Below are 21,196 nucleotides of genomic sequence, written 5' to 3'. Positions count from 1 at the left end.
CGTCCGCTGCCACCGGTCCACCGCCCTGTCCGCAGAAGTGTTGTGAGGAACCGTCGGGGCGGTCCCCCGACCGACGCTTTCGATCATAATCGCCCGCCACGCCGTGGTGGTAGGCGATTACCCAACAGTAGTCAGCGTTGTGGCGCGAGGGAGACCGGGAGGGGGGCGGTGGCCCCCTCCCGGGCCCCCGGGGTCAGCCCGCTGATGCCGGTCAGAGCGGTGGGGGGACGATCTGGCCGATCAGGGTCACGGTTGCGACGATGCTCGGACCGATACCCGTCCTGATCATCGTGAGCAGCGGGACGGACCCGGAGCCGTGGACGACGGCGTTCTGTGGGGTGGACACCGGCACCGACGGGGTCACCCGCGTGCTGATCGGCAACCCGGACGGACAGCCGTCCGGGGTTCAGCCGACGGTCTCCAGGGCCTGGTCGAGCATGGCCGCCCACTGGCGGACGACCCGGCGCCGACGGGGTCCGTCGTCGGTGAGGAGGTTGGCCAGGCCCAGCCCCCGGGCGAGGTCCAGGGTGGCCTGGACCGCCTCCCGCGTTCCGGACACGGACTCGTCGGCGCCCAGCAGTTCCACGGCCGCGCGGTGCACCTCCCGCCCCACCTGTTCCTCCAGGGGGATGACTCGCGCACGCAGCGCGGGATCGCTGGCGGCCCCGGCCCACAGCTGGAGGGCGGCGTTGAAGCCGGTGCCGCTGAAGGCGTCCACCACCATCTGCACGACGGCCTCGGTGCGGCCCGGCCCCTCCGGAACCGCCTCGGCGCGGCGGCGCAGCTCGGCCCCGCGAGCGTCCACCATGTGCCGCAGCGCGGCGAGGAGGAGGTCCTCACGGGTCGGGAAGTGGTGCTGCGCGGCGCCCCGGGACACCCCGGCGCGCTGGGCGACCGCGCCCACGGTGGCTCCGGCCACGCCGCGTTCCGCCAGGCACTCCACGGCCGCGTCGAGCAGCCGGGCCCGCGTGGCCCGGCTGCGTTCCTGTCTCGGCTCCCGGTCGGATGCCGTGCCCACTGCGCGCCCCTTCTCTCCCGTGTCAGTACGACTTGGGCAGCCCGAGGGACTGCTGGGCCACGTAGTTGAGGACCATCTCCCGGCTCACCGGCGCGATCCGGGCCAGCCGGGCGGCGGCGATGGCCGAGCCCAGACCGTACCCGCTGGCCAGGCCGTTGCCCCCGAGGGTCTGCACGGCCTGGTCCACCGATCGAACACACGCCTCGGCGGCGGCGTACTTGGCCATGTTGGCGGCCTCCCCGGCGCCCGCGTCGTCGCCGGAATCGTAGCGGAGCGCCGCGTGCTGGGTCATCAGCCGGGCCTGCTCCATCTCGATCTTCACCTGCGCCAGCGGGTGGGCCAGCCCCTGGTGGGAGCCGATGGGCTGGTCGCGCCACACGGTGCGTTCCTTGGCGTAGGCGACGGCCTTGTCGAGGGCGTGGCGCGCGCTGCCGGTGGCCAGGGAGGCGGCCATGATGCGTTCGGGGTTGAGCCCGGCGAAGAGCTGGAGGAGTCCGGCCTCGGGGTCTCCGACCAGCGCGTCGGCGGGCAGCCGGACGTCGTCCAGGAACAGCTGGTACTGGTGGTCGGGGCTGACCAGGTCCATCTCGATGCGCTGGGCCGTGAACCCCGGGGTTCCGGTGGGGACGACGAACAGCGCTGCGGAGAGGCGGCCGGTGTCCTCGTCCTGGACGCGTCCGACCACGAGGACGGCGTCGGCGACGTCCACCCCCGAGATGAAGGTCTTCTGTCCGTTGAGCACCCAGCCGTCGCCGTCGCGGCGCGCGGTGGTGGTGATGCGGTGGGAGTTGGATCCGGCGTCGGGTTCGGTGATGGCGAAGGCCATGATGGACTCGCCGCTGGCCAGCCCGGGCAGCAGTCGGCCACGCTGTTCGGGGGTGCCGAAGCGGGCCAGGACGGTGCCGCAGATGGCCGGGGAGACCACCATCATCAGGGTGGGGCAGCCCGCCGCGCTGAACTCCTCCAGGACGGCTGCCAGGTCGCCGATGCCGCCGCCCCCGCCGCCGTAATCCTCGGGGACGTTGACGCCGAGGTATCCGAGGTCGCCCGCCTCCTTCCACAGTTCCGTGAGGTAGGAGCCCTCCCTGGCCTTGGCACGGTAGTACTCGGAGCCGTACTTGGCCGCGAGGTCGGCGACGGCGGCCCGGAGTTCGACGCGCTCGGGCGGTTCGTTGAAGGTCATGGCACCGGTCACTGATCAGGCCCTTCGTCGTTGTCGGTGTGGTCGAGGACGGCCAGCGGGGCCCCGGCGGGGACCCGGTCCCCCGCGGCGACGGGGAGTTCCCGGACGGTCCCGGCGGCGGGAGCGGTGACGCGGTGCTCCATCTTCATCGCCTCCATGCGCAGCAGGGTCTGCCCCTCGTGGACCCGGTCCCCCACCGCGACGTCCACGGCGGTGACTGTTCCGGGCAGGGGCGCGGGCAGGGCGCCGGGATCGACGGTGGGTTCGGGTGCGGGGAGCGGATCGACGGGTGTGAGGGTGACCGAGCCCAGGGCGGACTCCACGTACACGTCCGCGCCGCCGGGGTGGGGGCCGTACACGTCGAAGGCGCGTCGCAGACCGTCCACTTCCAGCACCACCCGATCCGGCGTCGCGGAGAGCACCCGGACGTCCTCGCGTTCGGGCAGGTGGGCACCGCGCACGGACCGGAAGGACGAGGTGGTCTCGCGGCCCAAGGGCGTGGTGTGTCGGCGCCGGTGCGGGGCGGAGGGCAGGTTGCGCCATCCGGCCGGGACGCCCGGAGGGAGGACGCCGTTCCCCCTCGCCGCCTCGACCGAGGCCAGGGAGGCGGCGAGCGCGGCCAGCTCCTCCGTGGCCGGGTCGGCGAGGGGGCGGGCGAGGTCGGTGAGCCGGTCGCCGGTCAAAAAGCCGGTGTGCAGTCGTTCGGGACCGGTCTCGGCGTGCGTGAGGTCCGGGTGGCGCAGGGCGCGGACGAGCAGGTCCCGGTTCGTGCCCACCCCGTGCAGACGCGCCTGTGCCAGGGCGGCGGACAGGCGGCGGAGGGCGTCCCGGCGGTCGTGGCCGTAGGCGATGACCTTGGCCAACATGGGGTCGAAGTCGGTTCCCACCGTGTCACCGGTCTCCACCCCGTGGTCGAGGCGTACCCCGGGCGCGGTGAGCGGAACGAAGGAGAGGCCCGCGGCAGGGACGTCGAAGGCGTGCAGCGTGCCGGTGCGGGGCCGCCAGTCGTCACCGGGGTCCTCGGCGTACAGGCGGGCCTCCACGGCGTGGCCGCGCGGGGCGGGCGGCCCGGTGCCGGGCAGCGGCTCGCCCTCCGCGATCCGCAGCTGCCACTCCACCAGGTCCAGTCCGGTGACGCACTCGGTGACGGGGTGCTCCACCTGGAGGCGGGTGTTCATCTCCAGGAACACCGGCTCACCCAGGCCCTCGTCCGTGACCGGGACCAGGAACTCGGCCGTTCCGGCCCCCGTGTAGCCGATGGCGGCGGCGAGGTCGCGGGCGGCCCGGTGCAGCCGCTGGCGGACCTCCTCGGACAGCCCCGGGGCGGGTGCCTCCTCCAGCACCTTCTGGTGGCGGCGCTGGGCCGAGCAGTCGCGTTCGCCCAGCACCCAGACCGTGCCGTGGTGGTCGGCGAGGATCTGCACCTCCACGTGACGGCCGCGTTCCACGTAGGGCTCACAGAACACCGCCGGGTCCCCGAACGCGGAGGCCGCCTCGGCGCGGGCGGCCCCGGCCTCCTCCGTGAGGGAGCCGAGGTCGCGGACCACGCGCATGCCGCGTCCGCCTCCCCCGGACACCGCCTTGACCAGGACGGGCAGGTGTTCGGCGCGCACGTCGGCGGGGTCGAGGGCGTCGGCGACCGGCACCCCGGCGTCGCGGGCGACCTTCTTGGCGAGGGTCTTGGAACCCATCTGCTCGACGGCCTCGGCGGAGGGTCCGACCCAGGTGAGTCCGGCGTCGGTGACCGCACGCGCGAAGTCGGCGTTCTCGGAGAGGAAGCCGTAGCCGGGGTGGACGGCGTCGGCTCCGGCGGTGCGCGCGGCGGCCACGAGCGCGCCGGGGTCGAGGTAGGCGTCGACGGGGCCGCGCCCCTCGGGGACGGGCAGGCGTACGGCGGTGTCGGCCTCGCGCACGTGCGCGGCGTCCTCCTCGCCGGGGGCGTGTACGGCGACGGTGGCCACGCCCAGGGTCCGGCAGGTGCGGATGACGCGGCGGGCGATCTCGCCCCGGTTGGCGACGAGCAGCGTGCTGATGGGATGTGTGGGTGTGGTGTGGCTTGTGGGGGTCATGGGCCTTCCCCTTCTCACATTCGGAAGACACCGAAGCGGTCGGTGCCGCGTACCGGTGCGTTGCTGGCGAAGGACAGGCACAGCCCGAGGACGGTGCGGGTGTCGCGGGGGTCGATGACGCCGTCGTCGTAGACCCGGCCGGAGAGGAACATCGGCAGGGACTCGGCCTCGATCTGGTTCTCCACCAGCTCGCGCATGGCCGCGTCCTGGTCGTCGTCGTAGGGCTGGCCCTTCTTGGCGGCCGAGGCGCGCGAGACGATCGACACGACCTCGGCCAGCTGCTTGGGTCCCATGACGGCGGAGCGGGCGCTGGGCCAGGAGAAGAGGAAGCGGGGGTCGTACGCGCGCCCGCACATGCCGTAGTGCCCCGCTCCGTAGGAGGCTCCGATGAGCACCGAGAAGTGCGGGACGGTGCTGTTGGAGACGGCGTTGATCATCATCGAGCCGTGCTTGATGATCCCGCCCTGCTCGTACTCGGCGCCCACCATGTAGCCGGTGGTGTTGTGCAGGAACACCAGCGGGGTGTTCGACCGGTTGGCGAGCTGGATGAACTGGGTGGCCTTCTGTGACTCGGCGCTGAACAGCACGCCGTTGTCGTTGGCCAGGAGTCCGACCGGGTACCCGTGCAGGGTGGCCCAGCCGGTGACGAGGCCGGGGCCGTAGGAGGGTTTGAACTCGTCGAACTCCGAGCCGTCCACCACACGGGCGATCACCTCGCGCGGGTCCACCGGGACCTTGAGGTCGGGCGGCATGATCCCCAGGAGTTCCTCGGCGGGCAACAGGGGTTCGCGTACCTCGCGGGCGGGGGCGGGACCGTCCTTGGCGTGGTTGAGGCGGGCCACGATACGGCGGCCGACGCGGATCGCGTCGTGCTCGTCCTCGGCCAGGTGGTCGGCGAGTCCGGAGACCTCGGCGTGCATGCGCGCGCCGCCCAGGGACTCGTCGTCGCTCTCCTCACCGGTGGCGGCCTTGACCAGCGGGGGCCCGCCGAGGAAGACCTTGGACCGGTCCCGGACCATGACCACGTGGTCGCTCATCCCCGGGACGTAGGCGCCTCCGGCGGTGGAGTTGCCGAAGACCAGGGCGATGGTGGGGATCCCGGAGGCGGAGAGCCGGGTGAGGTGGCGGAAGGTGCCGCCGCCGGGGATGAAGATCTCCTTCTGGGTGGGCAGGTCGGCGCCGCCCGACTCCACGAGGCTGATCATGGGCATCCGGTTGCGTTCGGCGATCTCCCCGGCCCGTTGGGATTTGCGCAGGCTCCAGGGATTGCTGGAGCCGCCGCGCACGGTGGGGTCGTTGGCGACGATCACGCACTCCACGCCCGAGACCACGCCCACCCCGGTGACCACGCTGGCGCCCACGTGGAAGTCACTGCCCCACGCGGCCAGGGGGGAGAGTTCGAGGAAGGGGCTGCCCTCGTCCAGGAGGAGTTCGATCCGTTCCCGGGCCAGCAGACCGCCCCTGGCGCGGTGCCGCTGCACGTAGCGTTCACCGCCCCCGGCCAGCGCCTTGGCGTGTTCGGTGTCGAGCTCGGCCAGCTTGGCGAGCATGGTCTCCCGTGCCTCGGCGTAGGCCGGGCCCCGGGTGTCGAGTCGGGAGGTCAGAACGCTCACGGGCCCTCCTCGGGCAGCGGGGTCTCGGGCAGCAGGGACTCGGGGACGGGGAGGCGGCGGGCGCGCAGCCACTCACCGAGCCCCTTGGCCTGGGGGTCCAGGCCCTCGCGGCGGGCGGTGCCGGGCGCGAGTATCCCCTCGATCCAGAAGTTGGCGGCCCGCAGGCCGGGGAGCAGGTGGCGGGTGACCCGGAGGTCGGCGGTCTCCGGCAGCAGTTCGCGCAGTGTGTCGGCGGTGAGGGTGTGCGCCAGCCAGCGCCAGGCCTCGTCCGAGGGAGCCCACACGCCCACGTTGGCGTCGGCTCCCTTGTCGCCGCTGCGCGCGCCCAGGACCAGGCCGAGCGGGGCCAGCCTGGTGGGTCCGCCGGGAGGGGGCGCGGGGAGCGGGGGTTCGGGCACCTCCGTGAGCGCCCTGGTGCGGACGGTGTGCGGTACCTGCTCACGTCCGCCTTCGGGGGTGATGACGGTGTGCTCGACCTCGGCGGCTGGGACCAGCGCGTGGGTGACGGTGACCCCGTCCGGCCGGGCGTCGCGGGGCGGCGCGGTGATGTGGAACCCGGCGTAGCTGGAGAGCGCCAGCTCCACGGCTGCGGCGCCGAAGCGGCGGCCGATGACGGCGGGGTCGTGGTCACGGGCGACCACGCGCAGGCGCGCGGTGGCGTCGTCCTGGGTGTCGCCGTGGGGGTCGAGGGCGGGGACGAACTCGAACCGAAGGTCGGCGGGGCCCCGGTGGGCCAGGGCGGCGCGCGTCTGGCGTTCGGCCAGGGCCGCCTTCTCCTCGGCGTCCAGGCCGGTGACGAGGAACTCGACCTCGTTGCGGAAGCCGCTGATGCCGGTCAGGCCGACCTTGAGGTCCGGTGGCGGGTCCTCCCCGATGGCTCCGCTGATCCGCACCCGGTCCCGCTTCTCCTGGTCGAGCCGGACGGTGTCCAGGCGGGTGGTGACGTCGGGTCCGGGGTAGCGGGCGCCCCGGATCTCGTAGACGAGCTGCGCGGTGACGGTGCCCGTGGTGACCGCGCCGCCTGAGCCGGGGTGCTTGGTGATGACCGAGGTGCCGTCGGCGGCGATCTCGGCGATCGGGAACCCGGGGTGGTCCAGGTCGTGTCCGGCGAGTTCGCGCGGCAGGGCGTAGTTGCCGCCGGTGGCCTGGGTACCGCACTCGATCACGTGCCCGGCGACGGTGGCTCCCGCGAGGGCGTCGAGGTCGTCCCGGGCCCAGCCGAAGTGGGAGACGGCGGGGCCGACCGTCAGCGAGGCGTCGGTGACGCGCCCGGTGACGACGATGTCGGCCCCCGCGTCCAGGCACCGGGCGATACCGAAGGCCCCCAGGTAGGCGTTGGCTGTGAGGGGGGTGCCCAGGTTGAGTTCCTCGGCTCGGTGCAGCAGGTCGTCACCGGTGACGCAGGCGATGCGGGGCTCGAAGCCGAGGCCGTCGGCGAGCTCGGTGAGGCGGTCGGCCAGCCCCCGTGGGTTGAGGCCGCCCGCGTTGGTGACCACGCGGACCCGGCGTTCCATGACGGTGGCCAGGCACTCGCGCATCTGCCGCAGGAAGGTGCGGGCATAGCCCCGGCTCGGGTCGGCCAACTGGTCCCGACCGAGGATGGCCATCGTGAGTTCGGCCAGGTAGTCGCCGGTGAGCACGTCGACGGGGCCTTCGGTGAGCATCTCGTGCACGGCCGCGAGGCGGTCGCCGTAGAAGCCGGAGGCGTTCCCGATCCGCAGAGGGGGGGCTGCTGTAGCGGTCATGGGAAAGAGGGTGACACCGGACACAGAAAAGAACAAGCACCCGTGATTGTTTTTCCCCTGAACGACCTCCTCGGGCGAAATGGCCGGAACCGGCCGCAGTCGACCGGTTACGGCGCAGCGAATCGGGACAGAGGAGGGGTATTTTGGCGCGCGTGAGTACCTCCTCAGAAGACACCGCGTCCCCCAGCACCCCCGACGAGGCCTCGGAGTCCCCCGAGACTCCCGAGACTCCCGAGACCTCCCCCACCACGGAGTCCCCCGAGACACCCGGGACATCCGCGACCACGGAGCCCTCACCCGCCTCCGAGGCCTTCCTCCAGGGTCAGCCCGCCCCGCACCGCGACTCCCTGTTCGGCGCCGGGACCTTCAGCGTGGCCGGGCTCATCATGCTGGCCACCACACTGCTGTCCACCCAGCTGGTCGGGATCTTCAACACGCAGACCCTGATCGGCGCCAAGGGCACCCTCGGAGCGGCGGTCCAGGGCGAACTCACCGGCGCCGGACTGTTCTCGGCGCTGGCCGTCCTGTGCTCGGCGGTGGCACTGTTCCGGTCGGGCCCCGAGACCCACCCGTGGGTCCGCCACCTGGCAGCCGGCACCGTGCTGGTCGGGATCCTGCTCATCGTGCTGACCGTGCTGTCGTACGTGCTGCTGACCGCCCCCGCGCCCGCCGGCTGACCGGAAATTGGCGGTATCCCTGGTCTGAGCAGGTGATTCTTAGGTCCCGCTTATCCCGATGCGCGGGTACGTTGGCCGCGTGAGTACCGCACCGGAAGACAACGACAAACCCGAGAACACCACGAGCTCCGGCGAGGGCTCGCCGCAGCCGAAGTTCGAGCCGGGGTACCCCGCCGAGAACCCCGGCGCGACGGATGCCGCCGACTCCGCGGAGGACGGCCTCGCCGATGAGGAGACCGGTCACGACCACGAACACGAGTTCGAGGTCACCGAGGCCGAGCCCCGACCCGGCGGCGCCTTCTCCACCGAGACCCTCAGCATCGTGGGCCTTGCCCTGCTCGCGGTCACCATCTTCTCCGGCCAGCTGCTGGAGCTCCTCACCAGCATGATCATGCTCGGGGGCCAGCCCATCGACGCCGGGCAGGTCCGCTCGATCGAGGCCCAGCTCTGGATGGGCGGAGCGGTGTCCCTGCTCACCGTGCTCGCCTCGACCCTGGCGCTGGCCCTGCTCAACCGGGGCAGCAGCCCGTGGGCGCGCTGGACCGCCACGGCGACGACTGTGGTCGGTTTCCTGTTCGTCCTCGTCGCCGCCGCCGCGTTCCTGCTGGTGCCGGACGCCGCCCCGCAGCAGATGATGCCCCCCATGCCGAACTAGGGCGTGTTTCCCGGGTCATCCCGCTCCGGGGGACACCGGGTCAGGAGACCCGATCGATGACCAGCGGGCCCGGCTTCCACTCGGCCGCGCCGCCGATGTCGAAGGCGCCCTCGAGCGCCTGGGCGGCGCGGTCGAAGCGTTCGGGCTCGTCCGCGTGCAGGGTGAACAGGGGTTCGCCCGCCGCGACCGCCTCGCCCGGCTTGGCGTGCAGGGTGACCCCGGCGCCGAAGGAGACGTCGTCCTCCTTGCGGGCCCGGCCGGCGCCCAGACGCCAGGCGGCCAGACCCACCTGGTAGGCGTCCAGCCGCGTGACCACACCGGTCTCCGGGGCCAGCACGGTGCGGCGTTCGGCCGCCACCGGCAGCGGCGCGTCCGGGTCGCCGCCCTGGGCACGCACCAGCGCCTTCCACGACTCCAGCGCGCTGCCGTCGCGCAGCGCCTCGGCCGGGTCCTTCACCCCCTTCTCACCAGGAGTCATTCCGGCGGCGGCCAGCATCTCGCGTGCCAGCGCCACGGTGAGTTCGACGACGTCGGCGGGGCCGCCCCCCGAGAGCACCTCCACCGACTCCGCGACCTCCAGCGCGTTGCCGACCTGGCGGCCCAGGGGCGTGGCCATGTCGGTGAGCAGCGCAACCGTGCGCACGCCGTGGTCGTTGCCGATATCCACCATGGTGCGGGCCAGCTCGCGGGCGGAGGCGGTGTCCTTCATGAACGCGCCCGAACCCACCTTGACGTCCAGGACCAGGGCGCTCGTGCCCTCCGCGAGCTTCTTGCTCATGATGGAGGCCGCGATCAGCGGGATGGACTCCACCGTGCCCGTGACGTCGCGCAGCGCGTACAGCTTGCGGTCGGCCGGGGCGAGCCCGCTCCCGGCCGCGCAGATCACCCCGCCGGTGTCGGTGATGACCTTGCGCATCTCCTCGGTGGACAGCGACGCCCGCCACCCGGGGACGGACTCCAGCTTGTCGAGGGTGCCGCCGGTGTGTCCGAGTCCGCGCCCGGACAGCTGAGGGACGGCGGCGCCGCAGGCCGCCACGGTGGGGGTGAGCGGAAGGGTGATCTTGTCGCCCACACCCCCGGTGGAGTGCTTGTCCGTGGTGGGCCTGGCCAGGTCGGTGAAGTCCAGCCGGTCGCCGGAGGAGAGCATCGCCTCGGTCCAGCGGCTCACCTCAGCGCGGTCCATGCCGCGCAGGAAGATCGCCATCGCCAGCGCCGCCATCTGCTCCTCGGCCACCTCACCACGGGTGTAGGCCCCGATCACCCAGTCGATCTGCTCCGGGGAGAGCCGTCCCCCGTCGCGCTTGGCGCGGATGATCTCGATGACGTCCATGTCATGTTCCTTCCGTCGTGAAGAGGTGGTGCGAAAAGACGTCTCCCCGGCCGCCGTGGACCGGCGACCGGGGAGACGACCGATGGTGCTCCGCCCGTCAGGCGAGGTTGTGCGGTCCGAAGGCCTGGGGCAGCACGCGCTCCATGGGCAGGATGCCCTCCGGCGTGTCCACCAGCAGGTCCGGCCCGCCGTGTTCGTACAGGAGCTGACGGCAGCGCCCGCACGGCATCAGGGCCAGGCCCCGACCGTCCACGCAGGCGAAGGCCACCAGCCGACCGCCGCCGGAGGCGTGCAGGGCGCTGACCAGACCGCACTCGGCACACAGGCCCACACCGTAGGAGGCGTTCTCCACGTTGCAGCCGCTCACCACCCGGCCGTCGTCGACCAGCGCCGCCGCTCCCACCGGGTAGTTCGAGTAGGGCGCGTAGGCGCGGCCCATGGCCTCCCGGGCGGTCTCCCGAAGGGCCTCCCAGTCCACTTCCGCGTCGGTCATGACCTGCTCGCCCTCCACTGTTTTCCGATCCCGGCGGGTGCTCGCAGCCGTTGCGAGGCCAGCGAGAGCACCAGCAGCGTGGCGATGTGCGGGCTGTAGGTCGCCAGCTCACGCGGCAGCGAGTCGGTGCTGAAGTACCAGAAGAGCAGGACGACCGCGGCGAGGAAACCCGCCACGGCGATGCCCTTGCGGTCCTTGCGCACCTGCCACACGGCCACCACGAGCAGGACCACGGCCAGGAGCAGCAGCAGCGCGTGGATGGCAGCGCCGCCGCCGCGCAGCTGGAGCGCGTCGGTGTAGCCGAACAGGGTCGCGCCCATGGCCAGGCCTCCCGGCCGCCAGTTACCGAAGATCATCGCGGCCAGACCGATGTACCCGCGACCGCCGGTCTGCCCCTCCTGGTAGATCTGGGAGGCGACGATCGCGAGGAACACGCCGCCCATACCGGCCAGACCACCGGAGATGACCACGGCGACGTACTTGAGCGTGTACACCGGCACGCCGAGGGACTCGGCGGCGTCGGGGTTCTCACCCACCGAGCGCAGCCGCAGGCCGAAGGTGGTCTTCCACAGCACCAGGTAGCTGATCGGGACCAGCAGGATGGCGATGAGTGTCAGCGCGGACATCCTGGTCGTGAGCCCGATGACCAGCGCCGCCAGGTCGCTGACCAGGAAGATGCCGCTCTGGGCGACCGGGGCGAGCGCCTCGGGAAGCCACGGCAGGTTCAGGGTCGGGAACGACGGCGCCGACGGGGACTGGGCCGCACCCGCGCCGGGGATGTCGGAGTAGACCAGGATCGACAGGTAGCGCATGGCGCCCAGGGCGAGGATGTTGATCGCCACACCGGACACGATGTGGTCCACCGCGAAGGTCACGGTGGCCACCGCGTGGATCAGGCCGCCGAGCATGCCGCCCAGGGTTCCGGCCAGCAGGCCGATCCACGGGTCGTTGAAGCTCCATGCGAAGTAGGCGCCGAACCACGTCCCGAAGATCATCATGCCTTCGAGGCCGATGTTGATGATGCCCGCGCGCTCGGCCCACAGACCGCCGAGGGCGGCCAGACCGATCGGGACCGCGAAGGTCAGCGTGGTGCGGACGGTGCCCGCGTCGGTCAGCATGTCCTGACCGGTGATGACGCGCAGACCCGCCAGCGACACGAAGACCGCCATCAGCAGGGTGAGGACGCGCCAGCGCGCCCATCCCCGGGGCCGGGACCGCTTGGTCACCGGCTCCATCACGTTGAGTTCCTGGCTCACTTTGCCTCCCCGCCGCGCTTGTCGTCGGTGCCGTCGGTGTCCTCGGTGACGGCACCGTCGGAGGCGCCGCCGTCGGACACGGCGGCGGGCTCCGGGGTGGACTCGGTCGTACGGCCGAGCTGCCTGCCGATCTGCTGCTGCTGGTAGCGGCGGCCCCAGCGGTGCACGACCTCGTAGACCACGACGACCGTGAGGACGATGGTGGCCTGTGCGATGACGGCGATCTCCTGCGGAATGCCGTCGAAGGGCAGGATGCCCGCCGCCTGGGTCAGGAAGGCCCAGAACAGGGAGGCGAAGACGATGCCCACGGGGTGGTTGCGGCCCAGCAGCGCGATCGCGATGCCGATGAAGCCGATCCCCGTCGGGAAGTCCAGGGCGTAGTAGTGGGAGTTGCCGAGCAACTGCGGCAGACCCACCAGACCGGCGACCATGCCCGAGAAGAGCATGGACAGGAAGACCATCTTCTTCACGTTCACGCCGCTGGCCTCGGCCGCCGACTGCGACTGGCCGGTGGCCCGCAGCTCGAAGCCGAACCGCGTGCGGTTGAGCATGATCCAGTACCCGATGCCCACGGCGACGGACAGCAGGATCAGACCGTAGATCTCCCGGTCCGAGCCGAGGAAGGTCGCCGGGATGCCCGGGACCCAGCCCGACTCGGGGATGGGCGGGGTACCGATGTTGTTGGTGCTGATCTCGACCGCGAGGCGGCCCTCGGTCAGCAGGTAGGCGGTGATGCCGGTGGCGATCGCGTTGAGCATGATCGTGGAGATCACCTCGGACACGCCCCGGGCGACCTTGAGGTAGCCCGCGATGCCCGCCCACAGACCGCCCACGGCCACGGCGGTGAGGATGACCACGAACTGGCTGAGCACCGGGGGCAGCACCAGGTACCCGCCGACGGCGGCGGCCAGCAGGGCCGCGAGCCGGTACTGGCCGTCCACACCGATGTTGAACAGCTTCATCTTGAAGCCGATCGCCACGGCCACGGCGGCCAGGTAGTAGGTGGTGCTGTCGTTGATGATCTGCACCAGGCTGTTGGGCCGGGTGCCGTACTCCAGCATCCGCTCGAAGGTGGGCAGCGGCGCGATGCCGCTGAAGTACAGGACGGCGGCGGTGACGCCGATCGCGATCACGCCCGCCGTCAGGACGGCGGCGAAGGACAGCGCCATCATCGCCGCGAGGCGGTGGAAGAGCACGAACGCGAGCAGCGAGCCGATCACCGCGCCCAACGCGGCCGCGGCGGGCTCGATCAGCGAGAGGTCCAGCATCCACGCGGCGACCAGGCCGCCCACGACCGACAGCACCAGGGCCATCGGGAGGACGAGCACGTTGTGGAGGGGCGTGCCCTCCTCCTTGGTGCCGTCGGCGCCCACCCGGCCCCGGTCGGGGGTCATCGGGGCGAGCACGGCCACGAGGGCGAAGGCGAGGGTGACTCCGATGATGAGCGCCGCCCACCACAGGAGGAACAGGTCCAGCACGGCGGTGACCAGGCCGCCCATGAGGACCGCGAGGAGGATCACGATCGGTGCCGCGACGGTACGGCGTCCGGTGTCAGTCACGCGCCGCCCTCGCTCTCGTTACGATGGGCGCCCTCAGCACCGCTGTCACCTTCCGTGTGCGCGTCCGAGCCGTCCAGTCCGGCGCCGGTCATGGCGGAGCCGAGTTGTTCGGGGGTGACGCTGGTCGGGTCGGCCTCCGCGACCAGGCGGCCGCGCAGGATGACGTGGAGTGTGTCGGACATGCCGATGAGCTCGTCGAGGTCGGCGGAGATCAGCAGCACGGCCAGCCCGGCGGCGCGCGCCTCGCGCAGCTGCTCCCAGATGGCCGACTGCGCGCCCACGTCCACGCCTCGGGTCGGGTGGGCGGCGACCAGGAAGCGAGGGTTCCCGCTCATCTCCCGGCCGATGATGAACTTCTGCTGGTTGCCCCCGGACAGCGCGTCGGCGATGACGTCGATGTTGGGGGTGCGCACGTCGTACTCTCCGACGATGCGCTCGGAGTCGGCTCGGGCACCGGCCCGGTTGATCCAGGCGCCGTTGACGCTGGGCTCACGGGTCTGGTGGCCGAGGATGCGGTTCTCCCAGAGCGGGGACTCCAGGAGGATGCCGTGCCGGTGGCGGTCCTCGGGGATGTAGCCGACCCCGGCCTCGCGGATGCGCAGCGTGGACCACTCGGTGGTGTCACGCCCTTCGAGGTTGATGGTGCCGGAGGTGGCCCGGCGCATCCCCATGATGGCCTCGATGAGCTCGGACTGGCCGTTGCCCTCGACCCCGGCGATGCCGACGATCTCGCCCTCGCGGATGTCCAGGGTGACGTCGTCGACCACCGGTCGGCCCTCGGAGGAGAGCACGGTGACCCCGGACAGGGCGAGCACGACCCTGTCGGTGACGGTGGACTCGCGCAGCTCGGGGACGGGCAGTTCCCCGCCGACCATGAGCGTGGCCAGCTGGCGGGCCGAGGTGGTGCGCGGATCGGCGGTGGCCACCGTGGTGCCGCGCCGGATGACGGTGATCTCGTCCGCGACCGACAGGACCTCGTCGAGCTTGTGCGAGATGAAGATGACGGTGAGGCCCTCGCGCTTGAGCACGCGCAGGTTGTCGAAGAGCTCCTCGACCTCCTGCGGCACCAGCACGGCGGTGGGCTCGTCCAGGATGATCGTCCGGGCGCCCCGGTAGAGCACCTTGAGGATCTCCACGCGCTGGCGGTCGCCGACGCCCAGGTCCTCCATGAGGCGGTCGGGGTCGACGCCGAGCCCGTACTGGGCGGACAGCTCCTGGATGCGTGCGCGCGCCTTGCGGCCGATGCCGTGCCTGCGCTCGGCGCCCAGGACCACGTTCTCCAGCACGGTGAGGTTGTCCGCCAGCATGAAGTGCTGGTGGACCATGCCGATGCCGTGCTTGATGGCGTCGGAGGGCGAGTGGAAGCGCACCTCCTGGCCACGGATGTGGATGGTGCCCTCGTCCGGCCGGTGCATGCCGTACAGGGTCTTCATCAGCGTGGACTTGCCCGCCCCGTTCTCGCCGACGATGGCGTGCACGGTACCGGGAGCCACGGTGATGTCGATGTCGTGGTTGGCCACGACGCCGGGAAAACGCTTGGTGATCCCGCGCAGCTCAACGGCGGCGGGTTCGTTCGACCCGCCGCCCGATGGCGTGCTGCTCATCAGACTCCTCTGTGGGAATGTGCGGCGGGGCGCGGGCGGGCCTGGGATCGGCCACGGCCGGGACGCCTTCGTCGCGGTGCGGCTACCGGGCGGAGCCGAAGGGGGCTGGCCCCTCCGGCTCCGTGTTCGTCCAGGTCACGGAGCGGGCCCGGTGCCCGCTCCGTGGAGTGTCCCAGCGCCGTTACGGCTGGCTGGGAACCTCGATCTCACCGTCGATGATCTGCTGCTTGAGCTCGTCGAGCTGGTCCTGGATGGGCGCGATGGCCTCTTCGTTGGTCAGCGTGTAGTCCACGCCGCCCTCGCTGAGGTCGAAGCGCTTGATCCCGGCCTCGACGTCGCCCTCGGTGGCGGAGCGGATGAGCTCGAAGACCGAGACGTCGACCTGCTTGATGGCGGAGGTCAGCACGTACGGCTTCTGCTCCTCCTCGGCGTTCTCGTACTGGTCGCTGTCGACGCCGATGAAGGTGAACTCGTTGTCGACGGCGGACTGGAGGATGCCGTTGCCCGAGGCGCCGGCGGCGTGGTAGATGACGTCCGCGCCGCGGTCGTACTGGGCCTGGGCGGCCTCACGGCCCTGGGCGGGGTCGTTGAACCCGGCGAAGTCCGGCGGCTGGCTGAGGTAGTTGATCTCCACCTCGATGTCCTCGTTGACGTGCGCGACGCCCGCGACGTAGCCCGCCTCGAACTTGCGGATCAGCGGGGTCTCGACACCGCCGATGTAGCCGACGTGGTCCTCGTCGGTGGTCAGGGCGGCGGCGGCACCGGCGAGGAAGGAGGCCTGCTCCTCGGCGAAGACGAGGCTGGTGACGTTGTCGATGTCCTCGATCTCGGAGTCGACGATCGCGAAGTCGACCTCCGGGTACTCGGGGGCGACGGCCTGGACGGCGGCGTCGTAGGCGAAGCCCACGGCGATGATGACGTCGTAGCCCTCCTCGGCCATGGTGGCCAGGCGCTCCTCCTTGGCCGACTCGGCCTCGCCGTCGGCGGGCTCGAAGTCGTTGGTCTCCACGCCCAGCTCCTCGGCGGCCTGCTCGAGGCCGCGGTAGGCGGAGTCGTTGAAGGAGCGGTCACCGCGGCCGCCGACGTCGTAGGCCAGGCCGACCTTGACGTCGGAGGAGGTCTCGCCGTCGCCTCCGCCGCTGGCACCGTCGTCGGCCGCGTTGTCGCACGCGGTGAGTGCCAGCACGCCCGCGGCGGCGACCGCTGCGAACTTGGCTGCGTTGCTGCGCTTCACTTGAAAGTCTCCCCTTCGCCCTCTCAGCGGACCGCATTCCGCGCGGGACCGACCTGAGTTCTGCAGCCGGACGATATCCGCTGGCCGAATGTACATCTAACCAACGGCCGTAGTTGTTATGAAGGCGAGAGCAGAGTGACACGGGGCCTTACCGGGAAGTTACCAAGAGCACACCGGATCGGGGCAACCCACGGCCTAATCGCTGTTTTTGACCTCCTGTTCTCTCGATGAATCCGGCTGTGCGACCGCCCGTGTCGTGACCTTCACCTGTGGTGACCTCGCCCTGTTGGGCCCCATCCGGTCTAGACCGGCCTGGTCCACTTGGCGGGCGCGGACTCAGCCCTGGAGGAACTCCACCACGGCCTGCTTGAAGACGCGCGACGAGACGGCGTTGGCGTGGTCGCGACCCGGGATCTCGACGAACGACCCGCCACAGCGCTCAGCGAGCCCGGCGGCACCCTCGGCGACGGTGTCCCTGGCTCCGGCGACCAGGAGCGGCGGGAGGCCCTCGGGACGCGGTTCCTCCTGGAAGGGACGGGCGGCCTGGCCGCGGGCGCACGCGGCGAGCGCCGAGGCGTCGTTGCCCGGAAGCGCGGCGACGGTCCGGTACACGTGGTCGAAGGGGGTGTCCCCCGCGCCCGGTTCGGCGGCGCCCAGGCCCGCCAGGGCGTCGGCCGGGCCGAACCCGCCCAGCACCGTACGACGCACCCGCTCGGGCGCGGTGAGCGCGAGTTCCCAGGCGATCCGGGAGCCCATCGAGTAGCCGACGACGTCGACGCGCTCCACGTCCAGCTCGTCGAGCAGACCCAGAAGGTCGGCGACGAAGTGTTCGGGCAGGTAGAGCCCGCTGTCGGTCGGCTTGTCACTGACCCCGTGCCCGCGCAGGTCCGGGCCGATCACCCGGCGTCCGGCGGTGTCGAACGCGCGCGGCCATCCGGCGGCGCTCCAATTCATCTCGAACGTGGTACCGAAACCGTGCAGCAGAAGCACCGGAAGGTGATCGCCGGGGGTCTGCGGCGGCAAATCCGCATAACGCATTGTCACGTCTCCGACGGGATTCGCGTTCATGAATCTTTTCCGTTCTCGATCCGGGTGGGGATTTGTTGGAAGCGAACGAGGACCCATTCAGACGTTCCTATAAACAGAATGACCCCAAGGGTCGCTCCGTTGGTGTCGACGTCCGAACGGGCCCTCGATCGTCACGGCCTCAGTTCGTCGGGGGCCTGAGTCGGACCCGGCGCTGCGGTTTGGCGTCCTCCGTGGGAACCCGTCCGACGATCCCGGCCTGCGGCGCCCTTTCCTCGACCTCCACCGCGAAGGTCACCAGGGGGTCGCCTACGGGGACCACCTGCTCCTCCTCCGCGTGCAGCTCCACCACGCGACCGGCCTTGGGCGAGGGGATGACCACGGCGGACTTGGTGGTCTCCACCTCGACCAGGGGGTCGTTGCGGCCGATCGTGTCCCCGACCGCGACCTGCCACTCGAGGACGGTCGCCTCGACCAGGCCCTCGCCCAGGTCAGGGAGGGTGAAGGTGATGTTCTCTTCTGCCATGGGGGCTAGTACTCCAGGGTTCGCTGGACCGCGAGCAGGACGCGGTCGATCGTCGGCAGGTACTGGGGCTCCAGCGGCCCGGCCGGGTAGGGCACGTCGAATCCGGTGACGCGCTGGACCGGGGCCGCCAGCTCACGGAAGCAGTTCTCGGTGATGAGGGTGGCCACCTCCGCGCCGAGCCCGGCGGTGAGCGGGGCCTCGTGGACGACCACGGCGCGCTTGGTGCGCGCCACGGAGGCGGCCAGCCCGGCGGCGTCGATGGGCTTGAGCCAGCGCAGGTCGAGGACCTCCAGGTCCACTCCGTCCTCGGCGGCGAGTTCGGCCACCTGGAGGCAGCGGTGCACCATCGCACCCCAGGCGACGAGGGTGGCGTGGCTTCCGGGGCGCACGATCCGGCTCGTGCCGATGGGGTCGGCGGGCTCGCTCAGCACCACCGGGCGGCGGTCCCAGTAGCGGGCCTTGGGCTCCATGTAGACGACCGGGTCGTCGGAGCGCACGGACTGGAGCAGCAGGCTGTACGCCTCGGCGGGGTCGGAGGGGGCGACGACCTTCAGCCCGGGGGTGTGCGCGAAGAGCGCCTCCAGGCTCTCCCCGTGGTGCTCGGGCGCCTGGATGCCGCCGAAGGACGGCAGGCGCAGGGTGATCGGCATGGGGGCGGCGCCACGCGTGCGGTAGTTCATGCGCGCCACCTGGTTGACGATCTGGTCGACGGCCGGATACGCGAAGCCGTCGAACTGGAGCTCGGGGACCGGCCGCCAGCCGTTCATCGCCAGACCGACCGCCATGCCCATGATCGCCGACTCCGCCAGCGGGGTGTCGAAGACGCGCTGTTCGCCGAACTCCTTCTGGAGACCGTCGGTGACGCGGAAGACACCGCCGAGGGCGCCGACGTCCTCACCGAAGACGAGGACCTCGGGGTCCTCCTCCAACAGGACGCGCAGGGCCCGGTTGATGGCCTGCTGCATGGAAAGCTCGACCGCTCGGGAGTCGACCGGGGCGTCGGTGTGTTCGATCAGCTCGGTCACAGCTCGACCTCTTCCTGCCAGGTGCGGTGCTGCCGGGCCAGCTCCTCGGTGGTCTCCCGGAAGACGTGGGTGAACAGTTCGGAGCCGTCGGGCTCGGGGGCCTCGGCCACCCCGTCACGGATCTCCTCGGCGCGCTTGGCGGCCTCCGCGTCGACGGTGGCGAGGTGGGCCTCGTCGTCGTGCCCGGCCTCGATCATGGCGGCGCGCAGCAGGTCGAGGGGGTCGCGCGTGCGCCAGTGGTCGGTGTCGGCGCGGTCCCGGTAGCGGCTGGGGTCGTCGGAGGTGGAGTGGGGTTCGACGCGGTAGGTGAGGGCCTCGATGACCGTGGGGCCGCCGCCCGCGCGGGCCCGCTCGACCGCCTCGGCGGTGGCGGTGTACACGGCACCGACGTCGTTGCCGTCGACGAGCACCCCGGCCATGCCGTAGCCCTCGGCGCGGGCCGCGACGGAGCCGCCCGCGACCTGGCGCTCGTTGGGCACCGAGAGGGCCCACTGGTTGTTCTGGCAGAGGAAGACGACGGGTGCCGTGAACACGCCCGCGAAGTTCATGGACTCGTGCACGTCGCCCTCGGAGCTGGCGCCGTCGCCGAAGTAGGCCATGGCGACGCCGTCTCCGCCACGGAGCCGCTCACCGACCGCCCATCCCACGGCGTGTGGGACGGGGCCGCCGACCACCGCGTTGATGGCGCCGAAGCGGGACTCCATGACGTCGTAGAGGCCGCCGTGCCACAGGGCGCGGTGGGTGGCCATGTAGGCGACCATCTCCACGCCGTAGGCGAGGGCGGAGGCCATCTCGCGGTAGGTGGGGAAGACGAAGTCGCGGGTGGGGTCGAGCGCGCTGGCGCTGCCCACCTGGGCGGCCTCCTGACCACGGACGGAGACGTAGGCGGGGAAGACGCCCTGCCGCTGGAGGGCGATGGCCTCGGTGTCCAGGTCACGCGCGGTGCGCATGGCGCGGTACAGCTCCCGGGTGAGTTCGGGTCGCAGGTGCTCCACGGTGATGGCGCCCTGGCCCGTGGGCTCTGGGGTTGGCATGTCGAGCGGCTCCCAACGTGGCCCTGCGCGCGTGTGGCGCGACCCGGGCTCGGGGTGGTCAGGTCTGCCTTTGATTCTCCGTACTACTGGACACTTTCGCTAGATACGACCGTACAGTCGATACGATCAAGAACGTTGGACCTGGTTTCGTTCGTGGATGTCCAAGTTTCAGCCTCCGAAACAGGGGAAAACGACACGCAGTGCCAAACATCACGAATCACCATCAGCACCACCCTCCGCCAGCCCCACCCAAGGGACACCCGTAAGCCACGCACAGGAGTCGTCGTATGCCCGGACAGTCACGACAAATATGCGGAGAATGGGTGTCGGGACAAGAATTTCTGGCGGAATCTGGTGGTTCGGGTGTAGTTACTGCTCAGTCAGGGAAACCCTCGACCTACTCCGTGCGTCAACCATGAGTACAGTCGGAACTTCTCCGCCACTCCCCCGTTTGGCGGTTCGCACAAGAGGTCCGCACGCACGAATCCCCCCGATACCCCCACACCGACCCGAGCACCACGGAACGTGCGTCCGTCATCTCCCCGACCGGTTTTTCCCAGCTTCCTGTCAATGAAGACAGCACGGAGCCGAGCCCTGCGACAAGAGCACACGAGGAGCACGCACATGGCCATGGGCGAACAGCACAGGAACGGCCGGCGGCCGGACACGACCGACCAGACCATTCTGAGCGCGCTCGCCAAGGACGCCCGGACCGGCATCACCGAGATCGCCGCGCTGGCCAACGTCTCCCGAGCCACTGCATACAACCGGATCAAGCGCCTCACCGACGAAGGGGTCATCCGCGGCTACTCCGTGGTGACCGACCACTCCAAGATGGGGCTCGGCGTCACCGCGCTCGTCCTCATCTCCGGCAGCCAGCCCGACTGGCGCGCCAACCGGGAGATCCTCTCGTCCTATCCCGAGATCGAGTACTGCTGGTACGTGGTGGGGTCGGCGGACATCGTGCTTCTGGTCCGCGTCGCCAACACCAACCAGCTGCGCGACCTGATCCTGAGCCGCCTCCAGTCGCTCCCCGGTGTGACGTCCACCCAGACGCTCACCGTCATCGACGAGGTCGTACACCGACCGGTCGTGGAGCCCGCCGAGGGGAGCGAGTGACCCCGCCCCACCCCCGGATCATCCCCTGAC

General features: G+C 71.1%; 19 protein-coding genes. 3 read left to right on the top strand and 16 right to left on the bottom strand.

Annotated features, from left to right (window positions below):
• Positions 1-211: 211 nt before the first annotated feature.
• The 6 genes from ADX84_RS27005 to ADX84_RS20215 are packed head-to-tail and all read right to left on the bottom strand — an operon-like array spanning position 212 to position 7,628.
• Positions 212-346: a hypothetical protein gene (locus ADX84_RS27005; RefSeq protein WP_255352582.1), complete on the bottom strand. Its 135-nt coding sequence runs from the start codon at positions 344-346 to the stop codon at positions 212-214.
• A gap of 60 nt (positions 347-406) precedes the next feature.
• Entirely contained in the window at positions 407-1,018 is a 612-nt protein-coding gene (locus ADX84_RS20235; RefSeq protein WP_049577772.1) for a TetR/AcrR family transcriptional regulator, read from the bottom strand.
• A 22-nt stretch (positions 1,019-1,040) separates the two neighbouring features.
• Positions 1,041-2,201: an acyl-CoA dehydrogenase family protein gene (locus ADX84_RS20230; RefSeq protein WP_234004091.1), complete on the bottom strand. Its 1,161-nt coding sequence runs from the start codon at positions 2,199-2,201 to the stop codon at positions 1,041-1,043.
• Between the two features lie 8 nt (positions 2,202-2,209).
• Complete coding sequence (locus ADX84_RS20225; RefSeq protein ID WP_049577763.1) at positions 2,210-4,270, bottom strand: biotin carboxylase N-terminal domain-containing protein; 2,061 nt, start codon at positions 4,268-4,270, stop codon at positions 2,210-2,212.
• A gap of 14 nt (positions 4,271-4,284) precedes the next feature.
• Positions 4,285-5,883, bottom strand: coding sequence for an acyl-CoA carboxylase subunit beta (locus ADX84_RS20220; protein ID WP_049577758.1), 1,599 nt, complete (start codon positions 5,881-5,883; stop codon positions 4,285-4,287).
• Positions 5,880-7,628 carry an acyclic terpene utilization AtuA family protein gene (locus ADX84_RS20215; RefSeq protein WP_049577802.1) on the bottom strand — a complete coding sequence of 583 codons (1,749 nt, stop codon included), beginning with the start codon at positions 7,626-7,628 and terminating at the stop codon, positions 5,880-5,882. The genes ADX84_RS20220 and ADX84_RS20215 overlap by 4 nt, the downstream gene beginning before the upstream one ends.
• Positions 7,629-7,780: 152 nt before the next feature.
• On the opposite strand from ADX84_RS20215, the gene ADX84_RS20210 reads away from it, so the two are divergent.
• Together ADX84_RS20210 and ADX84_RS20205 are read left to right on the top strand one after the other, a co-directional pair.
• Positions 7,781-8,305, top strand: coding sequence for a hypothetical protein (locus ADX84_RS20210; RefSeq protein WP_049577798.1), 525 nt, complete (start codon positions 7,781-7,783; stop codon positions 8,303-8,305).
• 79 nt (positions 8,306-8,384) lie between these two features.
• Positions 8,385-8,960, top strand: a complete 576-nt coding sequence (locus tag ADX84_RS20205) for a hypothetical protein (protein WP_049577795.1) — start codon at positions 8,385-8,387, stop codon at positions 8,958-8,960.
• A 40-nt stretch (positions 8,961-9,000) separates the two neighbouring features.
• Here ADX84_RS20205 and ADX84_RS20200 read toward each other — a convergent pair whose 3' ends face one another.
• The 10 genes from ADX84_RS20200 to ADX84_RS20155 form a co-directional block, all read right to left on the bottom strand.
• Complete coding sequence (locus tag ADX84_RS20200; RefSeq protein ID WP_049577753.1) at positions 9,001-10,290, bottom strand: thymidine phosphorylase; 1,290 nt, start codon at positions 10,288-10,290, stop codon at positions 9,001-9,003.
• A 97-nt stretch (positions 10,291-10,387) separates the two neighbouring features.
• Entirely contained in the window at positions 10,388-10,801 is a 414-nt protein-coding gene (locus ADX84_RS20195) for a cytidine deaminase (protein ID WP_049577748.1), read from the bottom strand.
• Entirely contained in the window at positions 10,780-12,039 is a 1,260-nt protein-coding gene (locus tag ADX84_RS20190; protein ID WP_049577746.1) for an ABC transporter permease, read from the bottom strand. Before ADX84_RS20190 ends, ADX84_RS20195 begins: the two co-directional genes overlap by 22 nt.
• Entirely contained in the window at positions 12,036-13,538 is a 1,503-nt protein-coding gene (locus ADX84_RS20185) for an ABC transporter permease (RefSeq protein WP_369801126.1), read from the bottom strand. Before ADX84_RS20185 ends, ADX84_RS20190 begins: the two co-directional genes overlap by 4 nt.
• A gap of 56 nt (positions 13,539-13,594) precedes the next feature.
• Positions 13,595-15,202 carry an ABC transporter ATP-binding protein gene (locus ADX84_RS20180; protein ID WP_049577740.1) on the bottom strand — a complete coding sequence of 536 codons (1,608 nt, stop codon included), beginning with the start codon at positions 15,200-15,202 and terminating at the stop codon, positions 13,595-13,597.
• Between the two features lie 181 nt (positions 15,203-15,383).
• A complete protein-coding gene (locus ADX84_RS20175; protein ID WP_049577737.1) occupies positions 15,384-16,436 on the bottom strand; it encodes a BMP family protein in 1,053 nt (350 codons plus the stop codon).
• Positions 16,437-16,772: 336 nt separating this feature from the next.
• The gene (locus tag ADX84_RS20170) at positions 16,773-17,474 is read right to left on the bottom strand and encodes an alpha/beta fold hydrolase (RefSeq protein ID WP_247665772.1); all 702 of its coding nucleotides are present in this window, start codon (positions 17,472-17,474) and stop codon (positions 16,773-16,775) included.
• A 169-nt stretch (positions 17,475-17,643) separates the two neighbouring features.
• A complete protein-coding gene (locus ADX84_RS20165; RefSeq protein ID WP_017546756.1) occupies positions 17,644-17,988 on the bottom strand; it encodes a biotin/lipoyl-containing protein in 345 nt (114 codons plus the stop codon).
• A gap of 5 nt (positions 17,989-17,993) precedes the next feature.
• Positions 17,994-19,013, bottom strand: a complete 1,020-nt coding sequence (locus ADX84_RS20160; protein WP_049577731.1) for an alpha-ketoacid dehydrogenase subunit beta — start codon at positions 19,011-19,013, stop codon at positions 17,994-17,996.
• A complete protein-coding gene (locus tag ADX84_RS20155) occupies positions 19,010-20,047 on the bottom strand; it encodes a thiamine pyrophosphate-dependent dehydrogenase E1 component subunit alpha (RefSeq protein ID WP_049577726.1) in 1,038 nt (345 codons plus the stop codon). The genes ADX84_RS20160 and ADX84_RS20155 overlap by 4 nt, the downstream gene beginning before the upstream one ends.
• Before the next feature lie 624 nt (positions 20,048-20,671).
• Here ADX84_RS20155 and ADX84_RS20150 point away from each other — a divergent pair.
• On the top strand, positions 20,672-21,166 hold the full coding sequence (locus ADX84_RS20150) for an Lrp/AsnC family transcriptional regulator (RefSeq protein WP_017546759.1): 495 nt from the start codon (positions 20,672-20,674) through the stop codon (positions 21,164-21,166).
• The last annotated feature ends 30 nt before the right edge of the window (positions 21,167-21,196 follow it).

Source organism: Nocardiopsis sp. SBT366 (assembly GCF_001083815.1).
Lineage (GTDB): Bacteria > Actinomycetota > Actinomycetes > Streptosporangiales > Streptosporangiaceae > Nocardiopsis > Nocardiopsis prasina.
Note: the sequence above shows the minus strand (reverse complement) of the source record. Positions and strands in the feature narration are given on the sequence as shown.